The organism is Nonomuraea sp. NPDC003560 (assembly GCF_042878785.1).
In the GTDB taxonomy this organism is placed as follows: Bacteria; Actinomycetota; Actinomycetes; order Streptosporangiales; family Streptosporangiaceae; genus Nonomuraea.
Window position 1 is genome coordinate 39,053 of record NZ_JBIAOF010000013.1, and the last position, 14,970, is coordinate 54,022.

The window sequence follows — 14,970 nt, forward strand, 5'->3', positions numbered from 1 at the left end:
TTTCTCAAAGCAACGTAGCTTTCAATCGTGATGAACACGTACTATCGCGACGAGTCACGAGCCTTCGTCTCGGTGACGGGGCTGCGCAAGTCCTACGGCGCCCACCGCGTCCTGGACGGCATCGACCTGTCCATCCCCCAGGGCACCGTCTTCTCGCTGCTCGGCCCCAACGGCGCGGGCAAGACCACCACGGTGCAGATCCTGTCCACCCTGATCAAGGCCGACGCCGGCGAGCTCCGGGTCGCCGGGCACGACCTGTCCAGGGAACCCGACAAGGTGCGGGCCGCGATCGGCGTCACCGGCCAGTTCTCCGCGGTCGACGGCCTCCTCACCGGCGAGGAGAACCTGCGGCTCATGGCCGACCTGCTCCACCTCGGCCGCGCCGAGGGCCGCCGCCGAGCCGCCGAACTGCTGGAGCGCTTCGACCTCACCGACGCCGCGGGCAAGCTCGCGGCCGCCTACTCGGGCGGCATGCGCCGCCGGCTCGACCTCGCCATGACCATGGTCGGCACGCCCAGGCTCATCTTCCTCGACGAGCCCACCACGGGCCTGGACCCGCGCAGCCGCCGCACGATGTGGCAGATCGTCCGGGACCTCGTCCGGCAGGACGGCGTGACCATCTTCCTGACCACCCAGTACCTGGAGGAGGCCGACGAGCTCGCCGACCGCATCGCGCTGCTCAGCCAGGGCCGGCTGGTGGCCGAGGGCACCCCCGAGGAGCTCAAGCGCATGGTCCCCGGCGGCCACGTTGTCGTGCGCCTCGCCGACCCCGACGGCTACCGCAGGGCGGTCTCGCTGGTGGGGGCGAGCTCGCACGACGAGGAGTCCCTGACGGTGCAGATCCCCGACACCGGCGTCGGCGCGTTACGCGAGCTCCTTGAACTGCTCGACGCGCACGCCGTCGACGTCGCCGAACTGTCGATGCACACGCCCGGCCTGGACGACGTCTTCCTGGCCCTGACCGAGGAGTCCGCACGATGAGAGCGATCACCGACTCGGCGACGATGCTGCGCCGCCAGATCAGGCACATGTGGCGCTACCCCACGCTGATCCTCACCTACGCGGGCGTCCCGGTGGTGTTCCTGCTGCTGTTCGTCTACGTCCTCGGCGGCATCATGGGCGCCGGGATCGGCGGCGACCGCGCCGCCTACGTCGCCTACATCACTCCCGGCATCCTGATCATGACGATCGCCGGCGCCGCGCAGGGGACCGCGATCGCGGTGGCGATGGACATGACCGAGGGCATCGTCGCCCGGTTCAAGACCATGGCCATCGCCCGCGTCTCGGTCCTGACCGGGCACGTGCTCGGCGCGCTCGTGCAGAACTTCACCGCGATCGCCGCCGTGACGCTGACGGCCCTGCTGATCGGCTTCCGCCCCGCCGCCTCGGCGCTGGACTGGATCGGGATGGTGGGCGTGCTGGCCATGTTCACCTTCGCCATCACCTGGCTGTCGGCGGCGCTGGGCATGGTCACCAAGAACGTGGCCACGGCCAGCAACCTGCCGATGCCGCTGATGCTGCTGCCGTTCCTGGGCAGCGGCGTGGTGCCGCCGGAGTCGATGCCGGGCCCGTTGCGCTGGTTCGCCGAACACCAGCCGTTCACGCCGGTCATCGAAACCCTGCGCGCGCTGCTGGCCGGGCGGCCGGCGGGGCCCAGCCTCGCGGCGGCGGCACTGTGGAGCGCGGCCATCGCGCTGGGCGGGTACCTGTGGGCCCGCAGGCTCTACAATCGGTGAGGTTTCCCCTTGGCGCCGGTCTTCTCGCTGACGGACTCCTGGTAGAGGTCGGCGTAGGTGCGGGAGTCCTTGATCAGGCCGTCGGCGAAGGCGGCGACGTCCTCGCCGATGAGTTCGAGGACTCCCTTGCCGGCCGCGACGCCCTCCTCGAAGAAGTCGACGATGCCCGGCAGCAGGGACCCGTCGGTCAGCCCCACCGGCCCGACCTTGAAGAAGTACCGCTGCATCTCCTTGTAGACGATCTGGTAGTCGGGCGGCAGCGCCTTGACCCGCGCCAGGTGCGCCCGCCACTGCTTCTTGCCCTCGATGATGTCCTGGATGCCCACGTCAGCCTCCCAGCCGGCCCAGCTTCTTCGCGACGTTCCTGTTCAGCTGCTCGCGCCACCGGTCGCGGAAGTTGCGGCCCCCGGCCTCGCCGGCCAGGGCCGCGCAGAATCCCGCGATGTCGTCGCCCAGCACCTCGTGGATGTCCTGCCCGTCGGCCGCCGTCTCCTCCAGCAGCCCCAGAACGCCGTCGAAGATCGGCATCAGGTTCCGGCCGGTGAAGTCCCCGTAGAGAAAGAGATGACCTTTGATCTGGTCCCAGGCCGCCCGGTGGTCGGCCGGCAGTGCCGCGGCCCGGGCTTCGAACGCCTTGTAGTCCCTGGTGAGATCGCTGCCTGTGATGGTCTCCCAGAAGCTCATTTCCCGCCCTCCTTGAGCTTGTCGATCCGGGATGTGATGTACGCCCATTTCGCCCAGAAAGTCGCCAGTTCCGCGCGTCCCGCGTCGTTGAGCGCGTAGAACTTGCGCGGCGGCCCCTGCTCGGACGGTCGTTTCGTCACCTGGACGAGCCCGTTCTTCTCCAGTCGCAGCAGGATGGTGTAAACCGTCCCCTCGACGACGTCGGCGAAGCCCAGGTCGTTCAGTCGGCGTGTGATGGCGTACCCGTAGGTCTCCTCGCTGCCGATGATCTGGAGCACGCAGCCCTCAAGCGTGCCCTTCAGCATCTCCGTCAGATTGTCCATGGTGGCTCTTCTTCCGCCGCCTTCCGAAGTACTCGGTGATACCGAGTACTGCTATACAGTACCACAGAGTAGAGCCTTCGGGTCAGGGGCGCAGCAGGCCGCGTACCCGGTCGATCGTCGCCTCGGCCTGCTCCAGGTTCGCCAGCAGGGCGCCGGTCGAGTCGCGCAGCCGGGCGGCGACGAGCCCGCGGCCGGTCAGGAGCGCGTCGCCCGCGCCCAGGAACTCCTCCAGCCTGGCGCGCTCCTCGGCCTCGGCCTGGCGCCTGGCCTGGTGGATCAGGCCGAGGACGGTCTCGGCCAGGCGCGCCGACTCCATGCGCATCGCCCGCGGGTCCAGACGCAGGTCCTGGACGCCGGACGCGCAGCTGTACTCGACGCTCACCCAGCCGTCCGGGGATTCGGCCCGGGCCGTGGCGGTCTCGCCGGGGAGCCGGCTCAGTCTGCTGAAAAGGTGGTCGGCGTCGGCCGCGAGCCGTTCGGGGTCGAGGCCGAGTGCCTGCTCGAAGTCCATGGCGGTCACTCCCAGGGGAACGAGTAGGAGCCGTCGGCGGCCTGCGCCGGCACGTACCGGCCGGTGATCGTCTGGCTGCCGCTCGTGACGTCGTTGAGCGCCTTGGCGCCCGCCGCCTGCGGGACGCCCTGGGGGAGTGGCCCGCCGGCGCCCTTCCGGCGGCCGGTGAGGCCGTGCGCGGTCAGGTCCCGTTCGATCCGGTTCGCGGTGCCCCAGACCAGCAGCGGGCCCTGGGCGAAGGTGGCGGCGGCGAGGTCGCGCAGCCCGCCGCCGTCGCCGCGGGCCGCCTTGGCGCCCACGTCCACGGCCACCGCCGCGGACAGGGCGGCGGCGCAGCCGTGCAGCAGCGTGTCGAGCAGCGACTCCACTGCCCGGTAGTTCTCGTACAGGCCGGTCAGGCAGCGGATGGCCGCGGTCCGGGCGGTGATCAGGCTGAGCGGTGTGAGCGCGGCGGTCAGCACCCAGAGCGCCAGCGCGGCCATGGCCGCCGCCACCAGGAACTGGTACAGGATCATCGCGACGAGCGCGGCGCCGACGGTGCGGAGGACGAGGGCGGTGACGACCGCGCGGATCTCGATCGAGCGCAGGCCGGCCAGGTAGGCGTCCATGCGACGGTCGAAGGCCCGGCCGTCCTCGCTCCGCCAGCTCGTCGTGGCCACCTCGCCGACCAGCGCCTCGACGTTCAGCCGGGTGGCCGCCACGTCGTCGTGCACGGCCAGCCAGGTGTCCGCGCCGTCGAAGAACGCCTGCGGGTCGTACTGGTGGACGTACATCCTGCCGACGAACGGCCAGGCGGCGGGCATGCCGAGCGCGGACAGCGTCACCGCCGCGCCCGCGCCCGCCATGAGGGCGTCGCGGGCCAGCTCGGCGGCGTTCACCGCATCCTCACGGTGGCGGCGGTCTCGGCGTCCTGCCAGGTAGTGACCGAGGTGTCCAGGTCGTCCTGGACGCGTGCGGTGTCGTCGAGGCGGCGGCGCACCTCGGCCATCGTGAGGGCCTCGACCTCGTTGTAGGCCAGCGCCAGCGAGTAGGTGAACGACGTGAACGCCGACTCGGCCACGGTCAGCGACACCAGCTTGGGCACCACCTCGTCCAGCCGCCTGGCCGCCTCGGGCAGGCGCGATCGCAGCTCCCTGAGCCGGGACCGGTCGATCTCGATCTCGTGGGGGCCGGAAGGTGTCCATGGATTCATCGGCATACGTGGCTCTCGTCCGTGCGGGAATGATCTGTCCAGCCTGTCCCGCCGGGGCGTGAACCGCCGCAATCCTGACGAAATCCCTACGCGCCGCGCCGCGTCACCGCCGCGGCGTCCGCCGACGGACGTCGAGCCGGCCGTGCCGCATGCGGCCGGTCAGGCGGACCCGCAACACCTCCGGCGTGTCGTCGTCGGGTGCCCTGCCGATCGCCAGCGTGCCGTGCCGTACCGAGAGCTCGTCGCTCTCCAGCACCATGCCCGGCGCGAGGACCAGCTCCACGCTGCCGCCGCTCACCCGCAGCTCGATGATCAGCTCGGGCGCGCCGCGCACCGCGCTGGTCAGGTCCAGCAGCACGTCGCTCCACGCGGTGCGCACCGCCAGCCGGTGCGGCAACGTCCAGCGGCCGTCGCGGCGCACCGAGCCGTGCTTCTCCTTGATGGTGAGCAGTTCGGCGGCCGGAGCCCCGGCCGGCGGCAGCGCGAGCGCACCGTGGCTGCCCGGTCCCGCGACCAGGTCGGTGACGAGCGGGGCCAGCGCGTTCACGGTGCGGGCGGACAACGCCACCTCCAGCCGCTCCTCGAATTCGGCCAGGTCGAGCCGGCCGTCGGCGACGGCCGTCCGCAGCAGTTCGGTGACGCGGTCGCGGTCCGCGTCGGAGGCCCGCAGCGCCGGTGAGGAGGGCTTCACGGGACCCGCCGGGAGGTCTGCCATGGGTGGTTCCTCTCTGGAGCTCAGGGGTCGGCGCTACCGGGGCGGGGTCAGGCGTCCCAGGTGACGGGGAGGCTCTTGACGCCGTAGATGTCGGCGAGCTCCGGGCGCAGGGCGACCTGGTCGGCCGGTACGGCCAGGCGCAGGGTGGGGAAGCGGCCGAGCAGCGCGGGGAAGGCGACGCGCATCTCGACGCGGGCGAGCTGCTGGCCCAGGCACTGGTGGATGCCGTGGCTGAAGGCCAGGTGGCCGCCGTCCTTCCGGCGCAGGTCGAGGGTGTGGGGGTCGGGGAAACGTTCGGGGTCGCGGTTGGCGGTGTTGAGCGACAGCAGGACCATCGTGCCGGCCTTGACGGTCTGGCCGGCCAGCTCGACGTCCTCCAGGGCGACCCGGTAGAACTGCTTGGCGACGGACAGGTAGCGCAACAGTTCTTCGACGGCCTGGTCGGCGAGCGTGGGGTCGGCGCGCAGCGCGGCGAGCTGGTCCGGGTTCTGCAGCAGGGCGAAGGTGCCGAGGGCCAGCATGTTGGCGGTGGTGTCGAACCCGGCCGACAGCAGGATCAGGGCCATGCCCTGCAGCTCCTCGTCGGTCAGGTCGCTGTCGAGCAGGTCGCTGAGCACGTCGTCGGTCGGGTGGGCGCGCTTGGCGGCCACGAGTTCGGCCAGGTACTGCTGGGTGGCGAGGTAGGCGGCGATCAGTTCCTCGTCACTGGCCTCGCCGCCGAGGAACTTGTCGATGTTCTCCTGGAAGCGGTCCCGGTCCTCGTACGGCACGCCCAGCAGCTCGCAGATGACGATGGCGGGGATGGGCTTGGCGAACGCGGTCACCAGGTCGGCGGTGGGGCCGGCCTGCTCCATGGCGTCCAGGTGTTCGGCGGTGATCTGCTCGACGCGCTCGGTCAGCAGCCGCATCCGGCGGACGGTGAACTTGCCGACGAGCGGCTTGCGGTAGCGGCTGTGCTGCGGGTCGTCCATGAGCAGGAACTCGCCGGGCGGGGCCGGGGGCACCTCGATGTCGCCGTAGTCGATGGTCGGGTGGTGGCTCATGAGCTCCTTGCGGGAGCTGAAGCGGGGGTCGGCCAGGATCGAGCGGGCCAGGTCGTAGCCGGTGACCAGCCAGCCCTGGTGCCCGTCGGCGAAGGGGAAGCGGCTGATGGGGCCGTGCTCGCGGGCCTCGACGAGTTCCTTCGGCGGGTCGAACGGGCAGCCGGGACGGCGCTCGGCGGGCATCGGCGTGACGGTGTGCACGGAGTCGGTCATGATCGTCCTTTCAGGAGATCTTGCGGCGGTAGGTGTTCATGGCGAAGACGTAGGCGACGACCAGGATGCCGACGCACCAGGCGAGGGCGATCCAGATGTCGTTGCCGACGGGCTGCTCGGCGAACAGGGCGCGGACGGCGTTGACGATGGAGGTCACCGGCTGGTTCTCGGCGAAGACGCGCACCACGGTGGGCATGGTGTCGGTGGGCACGAACGCCGAGCTGAGGAACGGCAGGAAGATGAGCGGGTAGGAGAACGCGCTCGCGCCTTCCATGGTCTTGGCCGACAGGCCGGGGATGACGGCGATCCAGGTCAGCGCCAGGGTGAACAGGATCAGGATGCCCGCGACCGACAGCCAGGCCGACAGGCCCGCGCTTGAGCGGAAGCCCATGAGCAGGGCGACGAGCATCACGACCACCAGCGAGACCAGGTTGGCGACCAGCGAGGTCAGCACGTGCGCCCACAACACCGACGAGCGCGCGGTCGGCATGGACTGGAACCGTTCGAAGATGCCGCCCTTCATGTCCATGAACAGCCGGTAGGCGGTGTAGGCGATGCCGGAGGCGACCGTGATGAGCAGGATGCCGGGCAGCATGTAGTTCACATACGAGTCCGACCCCGTCCTGATCGCGCCGCCGAACACGTAGACGAACATCAGCATCATGGCGATCGGCATGATCGCGGTCGTGACGATGGTGTCCGGGCTGCGGGAGATGTGGCGAAGGGACCGTCCCAGCAGGACGGTGGTGTCACCGAAGAAGTGCTTGCTCATGGTGGGGGTCCTTAGGCTTTCGTGCCGACGAGGGTGAGGAAGACGTCCTCCAGGGTCGGCTGCTTCTCGACGTACTCGACCTTGGCGGGCGGGAGGAGTTGCTTGAGCTCGGCGAGGGTGCCGTTGACGATGATCCGGCCCTCGTGCAGGATCGCGATCCGGTCCGCGAGCTGCTCGGCCTCGTCCAGGTACTGGGTGGTGAGCAGCACGGTGGTGCCCTGGGCGGCGAGCTCCTTGACGGCCTGCCACACCTCGATGCGCGCCTGGGGGTCGAGGCCGGTGGTCGGCTCGTCGAGGAAGATGACCGGCGGGTCGCCGATGAGGCTCATCGCGATGTCGAGGCGGCGGCGCATGCCGCCCGAGTACGTCGCCGCCTTCCGGCCGCCCGCCTCGGTCAGCGAGAAGCGTTCGAGCAGGTCGTCGGCGATCTTGCCGGGGTTCTTCAGGTGCCGCAGCCGGGCGACCAGCACGAGGTTCTCGCGCCCGCTGAGGATCTCGTCCACGGCGGCGAACTGGCCGGTGAGGCTGATGGACTCGCGCACCTGGGCGGCCTGCCCGGCGACGTCGAGGCCGTTGACCCTGGCCGTGCCGGCGTCGGCCTTGAGCAGCGTGGCCAGGATCTTCACCAGCGTGGTCTTGCCCGCGCCGTTCGAGCCGAGCAGGGCGAAGATGCTGCCCCGCGCCACCTCGAAGTCCACGCCGCGCAGCACGTGCAGTTCCTTGTACGACTTCTCCAGGCCGTGCACCTGGATCGCCGGAGCTTGTCGTGTCGTCATCACTTGGCCCTGTCTTCTCTTCCGGGGGTCTCGCCGTCGGCGCGGCTACTTAGTGGTGCTGACTACCGGCTATATAGTGGCACGAAGTACTGGTACCTAGCAACACCGAATAGCCGTGATCGCCGAGGTGTTCATGGCGTTCACCTTCGCGGGCCGCGCTGACACCGCGCCGACGCCGTGCTGACACGGCACGACCCCGTCCTGACGCCGTCAGGGGCGGCGGGATGAACCTTTCATCGCCCGCGGGACGTTCGCGCTGGTCGCCGGGGCCGCGCGAGGGCCGATCCTGCGGTGGGGACGAGCTCTGTCGTGCAATTCACGGTGATCGCTTCTCACACAATCCGACCCTTGACGAGGGGAGAGCCGATGCGTCGCGCAATCACCGCCCTGGCGCTTGCCGCGGTCACCACCCTGGCGCCCGTCCTGGCCATGAGCACGCCGGCGGACGCCACGTCCACGCTCCAGGTCGTCTACACCGGCCTGCCGTACGACATCTGCGTCTCCTTCGGCCAGTCGGGCCGGCAGAACGGGCGCTGGCAGACCTGGTGGTGCAGCACGCACTATCCGCAGAGCTACCCGGGCTCCACCACCTACGACCTGTGGGCGTACGTGGACTGACGCCGTTCTTCCGCATATTCCGCTGGATAAGTTGCGTACATGGGCAATCAGCCCCGAACCTATGATCTCGGGGGACGTACCACATAGAGATCATGAGGGCGGATGGGCACCAAACGGGGCGCGGGGGCAGCCATCGGCTGGGCAGCGCTGTCGATCGTCATTCCGGGCGCGGCCCATCTGCGGGCCGGGTACCGCCTGCTCGGGTTCGGCCTGCTGGGGCTGTTCCTGGCCGCGGGCGTGGCGGTGGCCCTCGTCGTGGCCTCGGCGGGCGGGTGGGCCATGGCGACCCAGGCCGCCTGGGCCTCGGCGATCACCGGTGGCGCCATCGGCGTCGGCGTCGCGTGGGGGCTGCTGGTGGTCGCCTCCTACACCGTGCTGCGGCCGCGGCGGCGGCTGGTCTGGTCGGACGGCGTGGCGCTGCTGCTGGTCGCGGCCGTCGTGTCGCCGTTCGTGGTGGCCTCGCAGACGGTGTCGCAGTTCGACGCCACGCTGACCGACGTGTTCAACGCCCCCGAGCCCACGCCCATCAACCACGCCGACCCGTGGGCCGGCCGGACGAGGGTGAACATCCTGCTGCTCGGCGGCGACGGCGCGCGCGGCCGCAACGGGACGAGCATCCGCACCGACAGCGTCAACGTCGCCAGCATCGACGTCAGGACCGGCGACACCGTGCTGTTCGCGCTGCCCAGGGAGATGGAGAACGCGCCCTTCCCCAAGGGGAGCGTGATGGGCCGGCTGTTCCCGCCGCCCAAGGGCTTCTACATCGCCGGGGCCGGGCGGGAGTCGGAGGACCTGCTGAACGGCGTCTGGGCCTACGCCGACACCCATCCCGCGCTGTTCCGCAACTCGCCCACCCGGGCCCCGGACGCCGTCAAGGGCGCGGTCGGCGAGATCCTCGGCCTCAAGATCGACTACTACGTGCTGGTCAACATGTGGGGCGTGGCCCGGCTGATCGACGCCCTCGGCGGCGTGCGCATCCACGTCGAGCAGGACATCTGCTACGGCGTGGGCCGCAGCGACGGCGGCGTGATCAAGGCGGGCACCCGCCGGCTGAACGGCAACGACGCGCTCTGGTACGGCAGGGCCCGCGACCACGACGGCTCCAGCTGCGCCGGAGGCGACAACCACACCCGGATGCGCCGCCAGCACTGCGTCATCTCCGCCATGCTCGACCAGCTCGACCCGGCCAACGTGCTGCTGAAGTTCAAGCAGCTGGCCGGCGCGGCCCGGCAGACGTTCCGGACCGACATCCCGCGCGGGCTGCTGCAGGACCTGGTGCCGCTGGCCGACAAGGTCAAGGGCGCCCGGGTGGGGACGTTGTCGATCGTCCCGCCGCGCTACAACCCGGCCTACCCGGACTTCCCACGCATCCGGGCCGACGTCCGCAGGGCCATTCTCCGCTCGCACCGCGCGCCCGCCACCGTCGCCGCGGGCACGCCGTCGGGCACACCGTCGAGCACACCGTCCGCCCGGCCGTCGGGCACGCCCACCAGGACGGCGATGGCGTCGTCGGGGAAGCTGGCCGACTCCTGCGTGGCCTGAGCTACGGGCGCGCGCAGGGACCGGTGGGCGGCTTGCCGAGGCTCACCCGCAGGGCGTTCTCGATGAACGCGCTGCTCTGCTTCTTGGACACGGTCTCCGCCTGGGTGAGGGTGCCGGTCATCGCGAGCCGCTGCTTCGGCACGTAGATCTGGAACGCGCCGAAGAAGCCGCTGTGCCCGTAGGCGGCATCGCCCGTCGCGGTCAGCCGGGCGATGCCCAGCCCGTACGGCGACCCGGCCTTGACGCTCTGCGGAGTGCTGCGCAACATCGCCCGCAGCGTCGCCGGGTGCTTGAAGACCTTGCCCTCGAACAGGCCGCGCATGAACCGGTTGAGGTCGGCCCCGGTGGAGACCAGGCCGCCGCCGCCGAAGGTGTCGAACGTCGGGTTGTGGTCGTAGGTGTCGCGCTCGCCGAGGTAGTTGTGGGCGCGCGAGCCGCGGTGCGGCTCCCACCACTCCAGGTACGTGCGGTCCATCTTCAGCGGCTCCAGCAGCAACGACCGGTACAGCCGGTGCAGCGGCTCGCGGCCGGCCCTCTCGATGACCATCCCGGCCAGGACGTAGCCCGTGTCGGAGTAGTGGTAGCCCTTGGCGGGGGCGAAGTAGGGCTTGCCCGACCGAAGCGCCCAGTCGACCAGCTCCAGCGGCTTCCAGGTCTTGTCCGGGTGGTCGAGCACGTACTGGAACCACTTCTCGTCGCCCACGTAGTCGTACAGGCCGGCGGTGTGGTCGAGGAGCTGCCGGACGGTGATCCGCGACCCGTACGGGATGCGCGCGACCAGCTTTCGGTCCAGGTATGCGCTGATGGGAGCGTCCAGGCGCAGGTCGCCGCGTTCGGCCAGGCGGAGCGCGACGGCCGCGGTCATCGTCTTCGTGACGCTGGCCGTGCGGAAGGCGTCGGAGCTGCGCAGGGCGCGTCCGCCCAGCTCGTACACGCCGGCCGCGAAGTCGAAGGCCCGGCCGGGGCCGGTCACGGTGAGGATCGCGCCGGGCACGGGCGGCTTGACGACGTCGTCCAGCAGGCAGCGGAGCTGCTCGTCGGTGGCGTCGGTGGCGTCGGTGGCGTCGGTGGCGTCGGTGGCGGTGGCGTCCGTGGCGCTCCGGGCCGCGGCGGCGGGGACGTGCGCCGTCCGGGCGTGGGCCGGGACGGCGAGGCCGCCGCCGAGCACCACGCCGGCCAGGACGGCGCCGAGCACGCAGGTTTTCTGGGCATGATGATGATTTTTTGACCGCATGGCCAGGATTTAATCCAGATGGTATGAGTGAGACAAGAGGTTCGCCCGGATCTTGCGGTTTCCCGCACCGAGGAGGTGCCGCCATGCCCGACCCCGGCTGGGACGAGTCCCTGCTGCCCCGGGAGCGCGAGGTGCTCGCCCTGATGGCCGAGGGCTGGTCCAACACCGGCATCGCCGACCAGCTGTACCTGTCGCTGAGCGCGGTGGAGAAGCACGTCACCGCGGTGTTCGCCAAACTCGGCCTGCCCGCGTCGGCGGCCGGCAACCGCCGGGTGCTGGCGGTGCTGCACTACCTCGCGGCGACCGGCCGGCCCGGGAGGCGGCCCGGGGAACGGCCGGGCGAGGGGTGGGGGAAACCGCACAGTCGGTGAGCGGGGCTTGCCGGACGCCGTCCGCCGGGCTTGAATCCTGGCCATGCGGTCAAAAATCGATCAGGACGGCCAGAAGAAGGCCTCGTTCATCGAGGAGGCCCGGCGGCGGCAGATCGTGGAGGGAGCCATCTCCACCATCGCCAGCGCCGGGCTGCCCCAGGCGTCGCTGGCCCGGATCGCCCAGGACGTCGGCGTCAGCAGGGGCGTGATCTCCTACCACTTCGCCGGCCGGGACGAACTGATCCAGCAGGTCGTCAACGCCCTGTTCACCGAGAGCAACCGGTTCATCAAGGCTCGGGTGGACCGGGCGCCGGACGCCCCGCACCGGCTGCGCGCCTTCATCGAGGCGAGCTTCGAGTTCATGGCGGCCAACCGCGCCAACTTCGTCGCGCTGGTGGACATCTGGGGCAGCTTCGGATCGCCCGAGGCCAAGCGCCGGTTCAACGCCGACATGTACGACCCGTGCCGCCACCACCTGGAGGGCATCCTGCGGCGCGGCCAGGACAGCGGCGACTTCCGCGACTTCTCGCCGCGCACGCTGGCCGCCACCGTCCAGGGCGCGATCGACGGCGTCATGCTCCAGTGGGTCTTCGACGAGGAGGCCGTCGACCTGGCCGACTGCGCCGCCGAGCTGACGACGATGTTCGACATGGCCACCCGGCGGCGGGCGTGACGGCCGCACCGCCGTCGTACGGCGGGGGAGCGGCCGGGCCGATCGCGGACGGCCTCGGCGGGGAAGCGGCCCGGCGGATCGCCGGGGGCCTCGGCGGGTTGCTCAGGGACCGGGCCGCCGCGCACGGCGACCGGGTGCTGTTCCGCTTCGGCGGCGTCGAGACCACCGTCGCGCAGGTGGAGCGGCGGACCGACCGGCTGGCGGGCGTGCTGGCCGGGCACGGCGTCCGCCGCGGCGACCGGGTCGCGGTGATGCTCGCCAACGGCGTCGGCTTCCCGGTCGCCTGGCTGGCGATCGCCAAGCTGGGCGCGGTGATCGTCCCGCTGAACCCCGGTTATCGCAGCGCCGACCTGGCCCACGTCGTCAAGGACTCCGCGCCGGTGCTGGCCCTGGCCGGCTCGGCCGCCGTGGCCGGTGCGCTGCTGGCGCTGGGCCTGGGCGAGGTCGGGCTGCTCGACGCCGCCGACGCAGGGCCCGCGCCCGAGCCCGTCCCCCCGGGCGCCTTCGACGCGGGGGCCGAGAGCGCCGCCGCGCCCGGCGCCCCCGACCTGCCCGACGTCGGCTGGGACGACCTGCTCAACCTCCAGTACACCTCGGGCACCACCGGGTTCCCCAAGGGCTGCATGCTCACCCACCGCTACTGGCTGCACCTGGCCGAGCTGGCGGCCGACGTCGCCGCCGTCACCCCGGACGACGTGGACCTCACCGCCCAGCCGTTCTACTACATGGACCCGCAGTGGAACACGGTGCTGTGCCTGCTGACCGGCATCCCGCTGGTGATCCTGCCGCGCTTCTCCGCCTCCGGCTTCTGGCCCTCGGTGCGTGAGCACGGCGCCACCTTCTTCTACGTCCTCGGCACGATGCCGCTGCTGCTGCTCAAGCAGCCGCCCGACCCCGAACGGGACCGGGCCCACCGCGTCCGGCTCGTCCTGTGCTCGGGCATCGCGCCCGCTCTGCACGCCGCGATCGAGGAGCGCTGGGGCGCGCCCTGGCGGGAGGCGTACGGCAGCACCGAGGCCGGGGTCGTGCTGGCCGTCCGGCCGGAGGACACCGCGTGCGTCGGCACCGGCGCCATGGGCCGGCCCGTCCCCGGCAAGGAGGTCAAGATCGTCTTACCGGACGGATCCGACGCCCCGGACGGCGAGGTCGGCGAGATCATGGTCCGCGGCCGGCCGATGCTGACCGGCTACTGGAACCGGGACGAGCCGCTGCTGCGCGACGGCTGGTACCCCATGGGCGACCTCGGCAGCCGGGACGCCCGCGGCCACTACCACCTGGTCGGACGGCTCAAGGAGATGATCCGGCGCGGCAGCGAGAACGTCGCCGCCGCCGAGGTGGAGGCGGTGCTGACCGGCCATCCGGCCGTGCGCGCCGCCGCCGTGATCCCGGTGCCCGACGAGCTGTTCGGCGAGGAGGTCAAGGCGTTCGTGCAGGTCGCCGAGCCCGTCGAGCCGCACGAGCTGGTCGACTACGTCCGGGCCCGGCTGGCCGACTTCAAGACGCCGCGGTTCGTGGAGTTCGTCGAGGCGTTCCCGATGACGCCGTCCGAACGCATCGCCAAACACCTGCTGCCGCCCGGACGGGACGGCGCCTACGACGCCCGGGAGGCAAACCGATGAGCACCGATCTGCGGGTGCGCCGCGCCGGCTCGGCCCTGGTGGTCGCCTTCGACCGGCCCGAGGTGCTGAACGCCTTCCGGCAGCGCACCTACGGCGAGCTGGTCGCCGTCCTGGACGAGGCCGCCCGCGACGACGCGGTGGGCGCGCTGGTGCTCACCGGCACCGGCCGCGCCTTCTCGGCCGGGACCGACCTGAAGGAGGCCGGCGCGCAGCTCGCCGCCGGGTCCGACGCCGACCTGGTCGAACGGACCGCCGCGCTCCAGGACCTCACCCGCCGCTTCACCACCCACCCCAAGGTGATCATCTCGGCGGTCAACGGGATCGCGGTCGGCGTCGGCGTGGAGCTGGCCATCGCCAGCGACCTGCGGCTGGCCGGCCACGCCGCCTCGTTCGCCTTCAAGGAGGTGCACCGCGGCCTGTTCCCGAGCAACGGCGTGCTGTACTCGCTGCCCCGCCTGGTCGGCCACGGCCGCGCGGTGGACCTGCTGCTGACGGGGGAGACCGTCGGCGCCGCCGAGGCGTACCGCGCCGGGCTGGTCAGCAGGCTGGTCCCCGACGCCGACCTGCTCGACACGGCGCTGGAGCTGGCCGAACGCGTCGCCGCCGCGGCGCCCACCCCGGTACGCCTGATCAAGCAGGCCATGCGGCAGGTCTGGGAGCTGGACCTGGAAGAGGTGCTCGACCTGGAGGCCGAAGGGCTGCTGGCCTGCCTGCGCGGCCAGGACGTGCGCGAAGGCGTCCGCTCCTTCGTCGAACGGCGCCCCGCCGTCTACCGCGGCCACTGACCGCTACCACTGACCGCTACCACTGACTGCGGCCACTGACCGCGCCGTCCGTACCGCCCCCGCGATCAACCAGACCCGGCCCGGCCATGGGCCGGGGTCCGATCTCCCCTATCCGAGAACAGCAGGGAGCCGAACGCCATGACCGGGCACGACAGCGGGGGAT

At 71.3% G+C, this 14,970-nt stretch carries 19 protein-coding genes; 8 read left to right on the forward strand and 11 right to left on the reverse strand.

The window, feature by feature from the left end; translation table 11 throughout:
• Positions 1–30 precede the first annotated feature (30 nt).
• Positions 31–981 carry an ATP-binding cassette domain-containing protein gene (locus ACFYUV_RS39710; RefSeq protein ID WP_387678432.1) on the forward strand — a complete coding sequence of 317 codons (951 nt, stop codon included), beginning with the start codon at positions 31–33 and terminating at the stop codon, positions 979–981.
• Positions 978–1,736, forward strand: coding sequence for an ABC transporter permease (locus ACFYUV_RS39715; protein ID WP_387678434.1), 759 nt, complete (start codon positions 978–980; stop codon positions 1,734–1,736). Before ACFYUV_RS39710 ends, ACFYUV_RS39715 begins: the two co-directional genes overlap by 4 nt.
• On the opposite strand, the gene ACFYUV_RS39720 is transcribed toward ACFYUV_RS39715, so the two are convergent.
• The 10 genes from ACFYUV_RS39720 to ACFYUV_RS39765 form a co-directional block, all read right to left on the reverse strand.
• Positions 1,724–2,062, reverse strand: coding sequence for a DUF1048 domain-containing protein (locus tag ACFYUV_RS39720; RefSeq protein WP_387678437.1), 339 nt, complete (start codon positions 2,060–2,062; stop codon positions 1,724–1,726). The two genes, ACFYUV_RS39715 and ACFYUV_RS39720, sit on opposite strands and share 13 nt — an antisense overlap.
• Position 2,063: 1 nt before the next feature.
• Positions 2,064–2,420, reverse strand: a complete 357-nt coding sequence (locus tag ACFYUV_RS39725) for a DUF1048 domain-containing protein (RefSeq protein ID WP_387678440.1) — start codon at positions 2,418–2,420, stop codon at positions 2,064–2,066.
• A complete protein-coding gene (locus ACFYUV_RS39730) occupies positions 2,417–2,743 on the reverse strand; it encodes a PadR family transcriptional regulator (RefSeq protein WP_387678443.1) in 327 nt (108 codons plus the stop codon). Before ACFYUV_RS39730 ends, ACFYUV_RS39725 begins: the two co-directional genes overlap by 4 nt.
• Before the next feature lie 82 nt (positions 2,744–2,825).
• Positions 2,826–3,254, reverse strand: coding sequence for a YbaB/EbfC family nucleoid-associated protein (locus ACFYUV_RS39735; RefSeq protein ID WP_387678446.1), 429 nt, complete (start codon positions 3,252–3,254; stop codon positions 2,826–2,828).
• Positions 3,255–3,259: 5 nt separating this feature from the next.
• Positions 3,260–4,132, reverse strand: a complete 873-nt coding sequence (locus ACFYUV_RS39740; protein WP_387678449.1) for a hypothetical protein — start codon at positions 4,130–4,132, stop codon at positions 3,260–3,262.
• Positions 4,129–4,446, reverse strand: a complete 318-nt coding sequence (locus ACFYUV_RS39745) for a hypothetical protein (protein WP_387678452.1) — start codon at positions 4,444–4,446, stop codon at positions 4,129–4,131. Before ACFYUV_RS39745 ends, ACFYUV_RS39740 begins: the two co-directional genes overlap by 4 nt.
• A gap of 103 nt (positions 4,447–4,549) precedes the next feature.
• The gene (locus ACFYUV_RS39750) at positions 4,550–5,161 is read right to left on the reverse strand and encodes a DUF1707 domain-containing protein (RefSeq protein ID WP_387678455.1); all 612 of its coding nucleotides are present in this window, start codon (positions 5,159–5,161) and stop codon (positions 4,550–4,552) included.
• Positions 5,162–5,208: 47 nt separating this feature from the next.
• Positions 5,209–6,417, reverse strand: coding sequence for a cytochrome P450 (locus ACFYUV_RS39755; RefSeq protein WP_387678458.1), 1,209 nt, complete (start codon positions 6,415–6,417; stop codon positions 5,209–5,211).
• Positions 6,418–6,427: 10 nt separating this feature from the next.
• A complete protein-coding gene (locus ACFYUV_RS39760) occupies positions 6,428–7,189 on the reverse strand; it encodes an ABC transporter permease (RefSeq protein ID WP_364336704.1) in 762 nt (253 codons plus the stop codon).
• 11 nt (positions 7,190–7,200) lie between these two features.
• On the reverse strand, positions 7,201–7,965 hold the full coding sequence (locus ACFYUV_RS39765) for an ATP-binding cassette domain-containing protein (protein ID WP_358301232.1): 765 nt from the start codon (positions 7,963–7,965) through the stop codon (positions 7,201–7,203).
• 366 nt (positions 7,966–8,331) lie between these two features.
• On the opposite strand from ACFYUV_RS39765, the gene ACFYUV_RS39770 reads away from it, so the two are divergent.
• Together ACFYUV_RS39770 and ACFYUV_RS39775 are read left to right on the forward strand one after the other, a co-directional pair.
• Entirely contained in the window at positions 8,332–8,583 is a 252-nt protein-coding gene (locus ACFYUV_RS39770; RefSeq protein ID WP_387678462.1) for a hypothetical protein, read from the forward strand.
• Between the two features lie 102 nt (positions 8,584–8,685).
• On the forward strand, positions 8,686–10,125 hold the full coding sequence (locus ACFYUV_RS39775) for an LCP family protein (protein WP_387678463.1): 1,440 nt from the start codon (positions 8,686–8,688) through the stop codon (positions 10,123–10,125).
• Between the two features lies 1 nt (position 10,126).
• Here the strand turns inward: ACFYUV_RS39775 and ACFYUV_RS39780 are convergent, their stop codons facing one another.
• Complete coding sequence (locus tag ACFYUV_RS39780; RefSeq protein ID WP_387678465.1) at positions 10,127–11,320, reverse strand: serine hydrolase domain-containing protein; 1,194 nt, start codon at positions 11,318–11,320, stop codon at positions 10,127–10,129.
• A gap of 122 nt (positions 11,321–11,442) precedes the next feature.
• On the opposite strand from ACFYUV_RS39780, the gene ACFYUV_RS39785 reads away from it, so the two are divergent.
• From ACFYUV_RS39785 to ACFYUV_RS39800, 4 genes are read left to right on the forward strand one after another with little or no spacing between them, the layout of a single operon-like run.
• Positions 11,443–11,730 carry a response regulator transcription factor gene (locus tag ACFYUV_RS39785; protein ID WP_387678468.1) on the forward strand — a complete coding sequence of 96 codons (288 nt, stop codon included), beginning with the start codon at positions 11,443–11,445 and terminating at the stop codon, positions 11,728–11,730.
• Between the two features lie 43 nt (positions 11,731–11,773).
• On the forward strand, positions 11,774–12,403 hold the full coding sequence (locus ACFYUV_RS39790; protein WP_387678471.1) for a TetR/AcrR family transcriptional regulator: 630 nt from the start codon (positions 11,774–11,776) through the stop codon (positions 12,401–12,403).
• Entirely contained in the window at positions 12,400–14,022 is a 1,623-nt protein-coding gene (locus ACFYUV_RS39795; protein WP_387678474.1) for an AMP-binding protein, read from the forward strand. Before ACFYUV_RS39790 ends, ACFYUV_RS39795 begins: the two co-directional genes overlap by 4 nt.
• Positions 14,019–14,807 (forward strand): enoyl-CoA hydratase/isomerase family protein, encoded by a 789-nt coding sequence (locus ACFYUV_RS39800; RefSeq protein WP_387678477.1) that lies wholly within the window; start codon positions 14,019–14,021, stop codon positions 14,805–14,807. The genes ACFYUV_RS39795 and ACFYUV_RS39800 overlap by 4 nt, the downstream gene beginning before the upstream one ends.
• Positions 14,808–14,970: the final 163 nt, after the last annotated feature.

What these genes read in the sequence shown, in the direction of transcription:
- ACFYUV_RS39750 (WP_387678455.1), bottom strand. Translation starts at nt 5,161, where the DNA reads ATGGCAGACCTCCCGGCGGGTCCCGTGAAGCCCTCCTCACCGGCGCTG.
- ACFYUV_RS39800 (WP_387678477.1), top strand. Translation starts at nt 14,019, where the DNA reads ATGAGCACCGATCTGCGGGTGCGCCGCGCCGGCTCGGCCCTGGTGGTC.
- ACFYUV_RS39755 (WP_387678458.1), bottom strand. Translation starts at nt 6,417, where the DNA reads ATGACCGACTCCGTGCACACCGTCACGCCGATGCCCGCCGAGCGCCGT.
- ACFYUV_RS39735 (WP_387678446.1), bottom strand. Translation starts at nt 3,254, where the DNA reads ATGGACTTCGAGCAGGCACTCGGCCTCGACCCCGAACGGCTCGCGGCC.
- ACFYUV_RS39725 (WP_387678440.1), bottom strand. Translation starts at nt 2,420, where the DNA reads ATGAGCTTCTGGGAGACCATCACAGGCAGCGATCTCACCAGGGACTAC.
- ACFYUV_RS39730 (WP_387678443.1), bottom strand. Translation starts at nt 2,743, where the DNA reads ATGGACAATCTGACGGAGATGCTGAAGGGCACGCTTGAGGGCTGCGTG.
- ACFYUV_RS39790 (WP_387678471.1), top strand. Translation starts at nt 11,774, where the DNA reads ATGCGGTCAAAAATCGATCAGGACGGCCAGAAGAAGGCCTCGTTCATC.
- ACFYUV_RS39775 (WP_387678463.1), top strand. Translation starts at nt 8,686, where the DNA reads ATGGGCACCAAACGGGGCGCGGGGGCAGCCATCGGCTGGGCAGCGCTG.
- ACFYUV_RS39770 (WP_387678462.1), top strand. Translation starts at nt 8,332, where the DNA reads ATGCGTCGCGCAATCACCGCCCTGGCGCTTGCCGCGGTCACCACCCTG.
- ACFYUV_RS39760 (WP_364336704.1), bottom strand. Translation starts at nt 7,189, where the DNA reads ATGAGCAAGCACTTCTTCGGTGACACCACCGTCCTGCTGGGACGGTCC.
- ACFYUV_RS39745 (WP_387678452.1), bottom strand. Translation starts at nt 4,446, where the DNA reads ATGAATCCATGGACACCTTCCGGCCCCCACGAGATCGAGATCGACCGG.
- ACFYUV_RS39765 (WP_358301232.1), bottom strand. Translation starts at nt 7,965, where the DNA reads ATGACGACACGACAAGCTCCGGCGATCCAGGTGCACGGCCTGGAGAAG.
- ACFYUV_RS39785 (WP_387678468.1), top strand. Translation starts at nt 11,443, where the DNA reads ATGCCCGACCCCGGCTGGGACGAGTCCCTGCTGCCCCGGGAGCGCGAG.
- ACFYUV_RS39710 (WP_387678432.1), top strand. Translation starts at nt 31, where the DNA reads ATGAACACGTACTATCGCGACGAGTCACGAGCCTTCGTCTCGGTGACG.
- ACFYUV_RS39715 (WP_387678434.1), top strand. Translation starts at nt 978, where the DNA reads ATGAGAGCGATCACCGACTCGGCGACGATGCTGCGCCGCCAGATCAGG.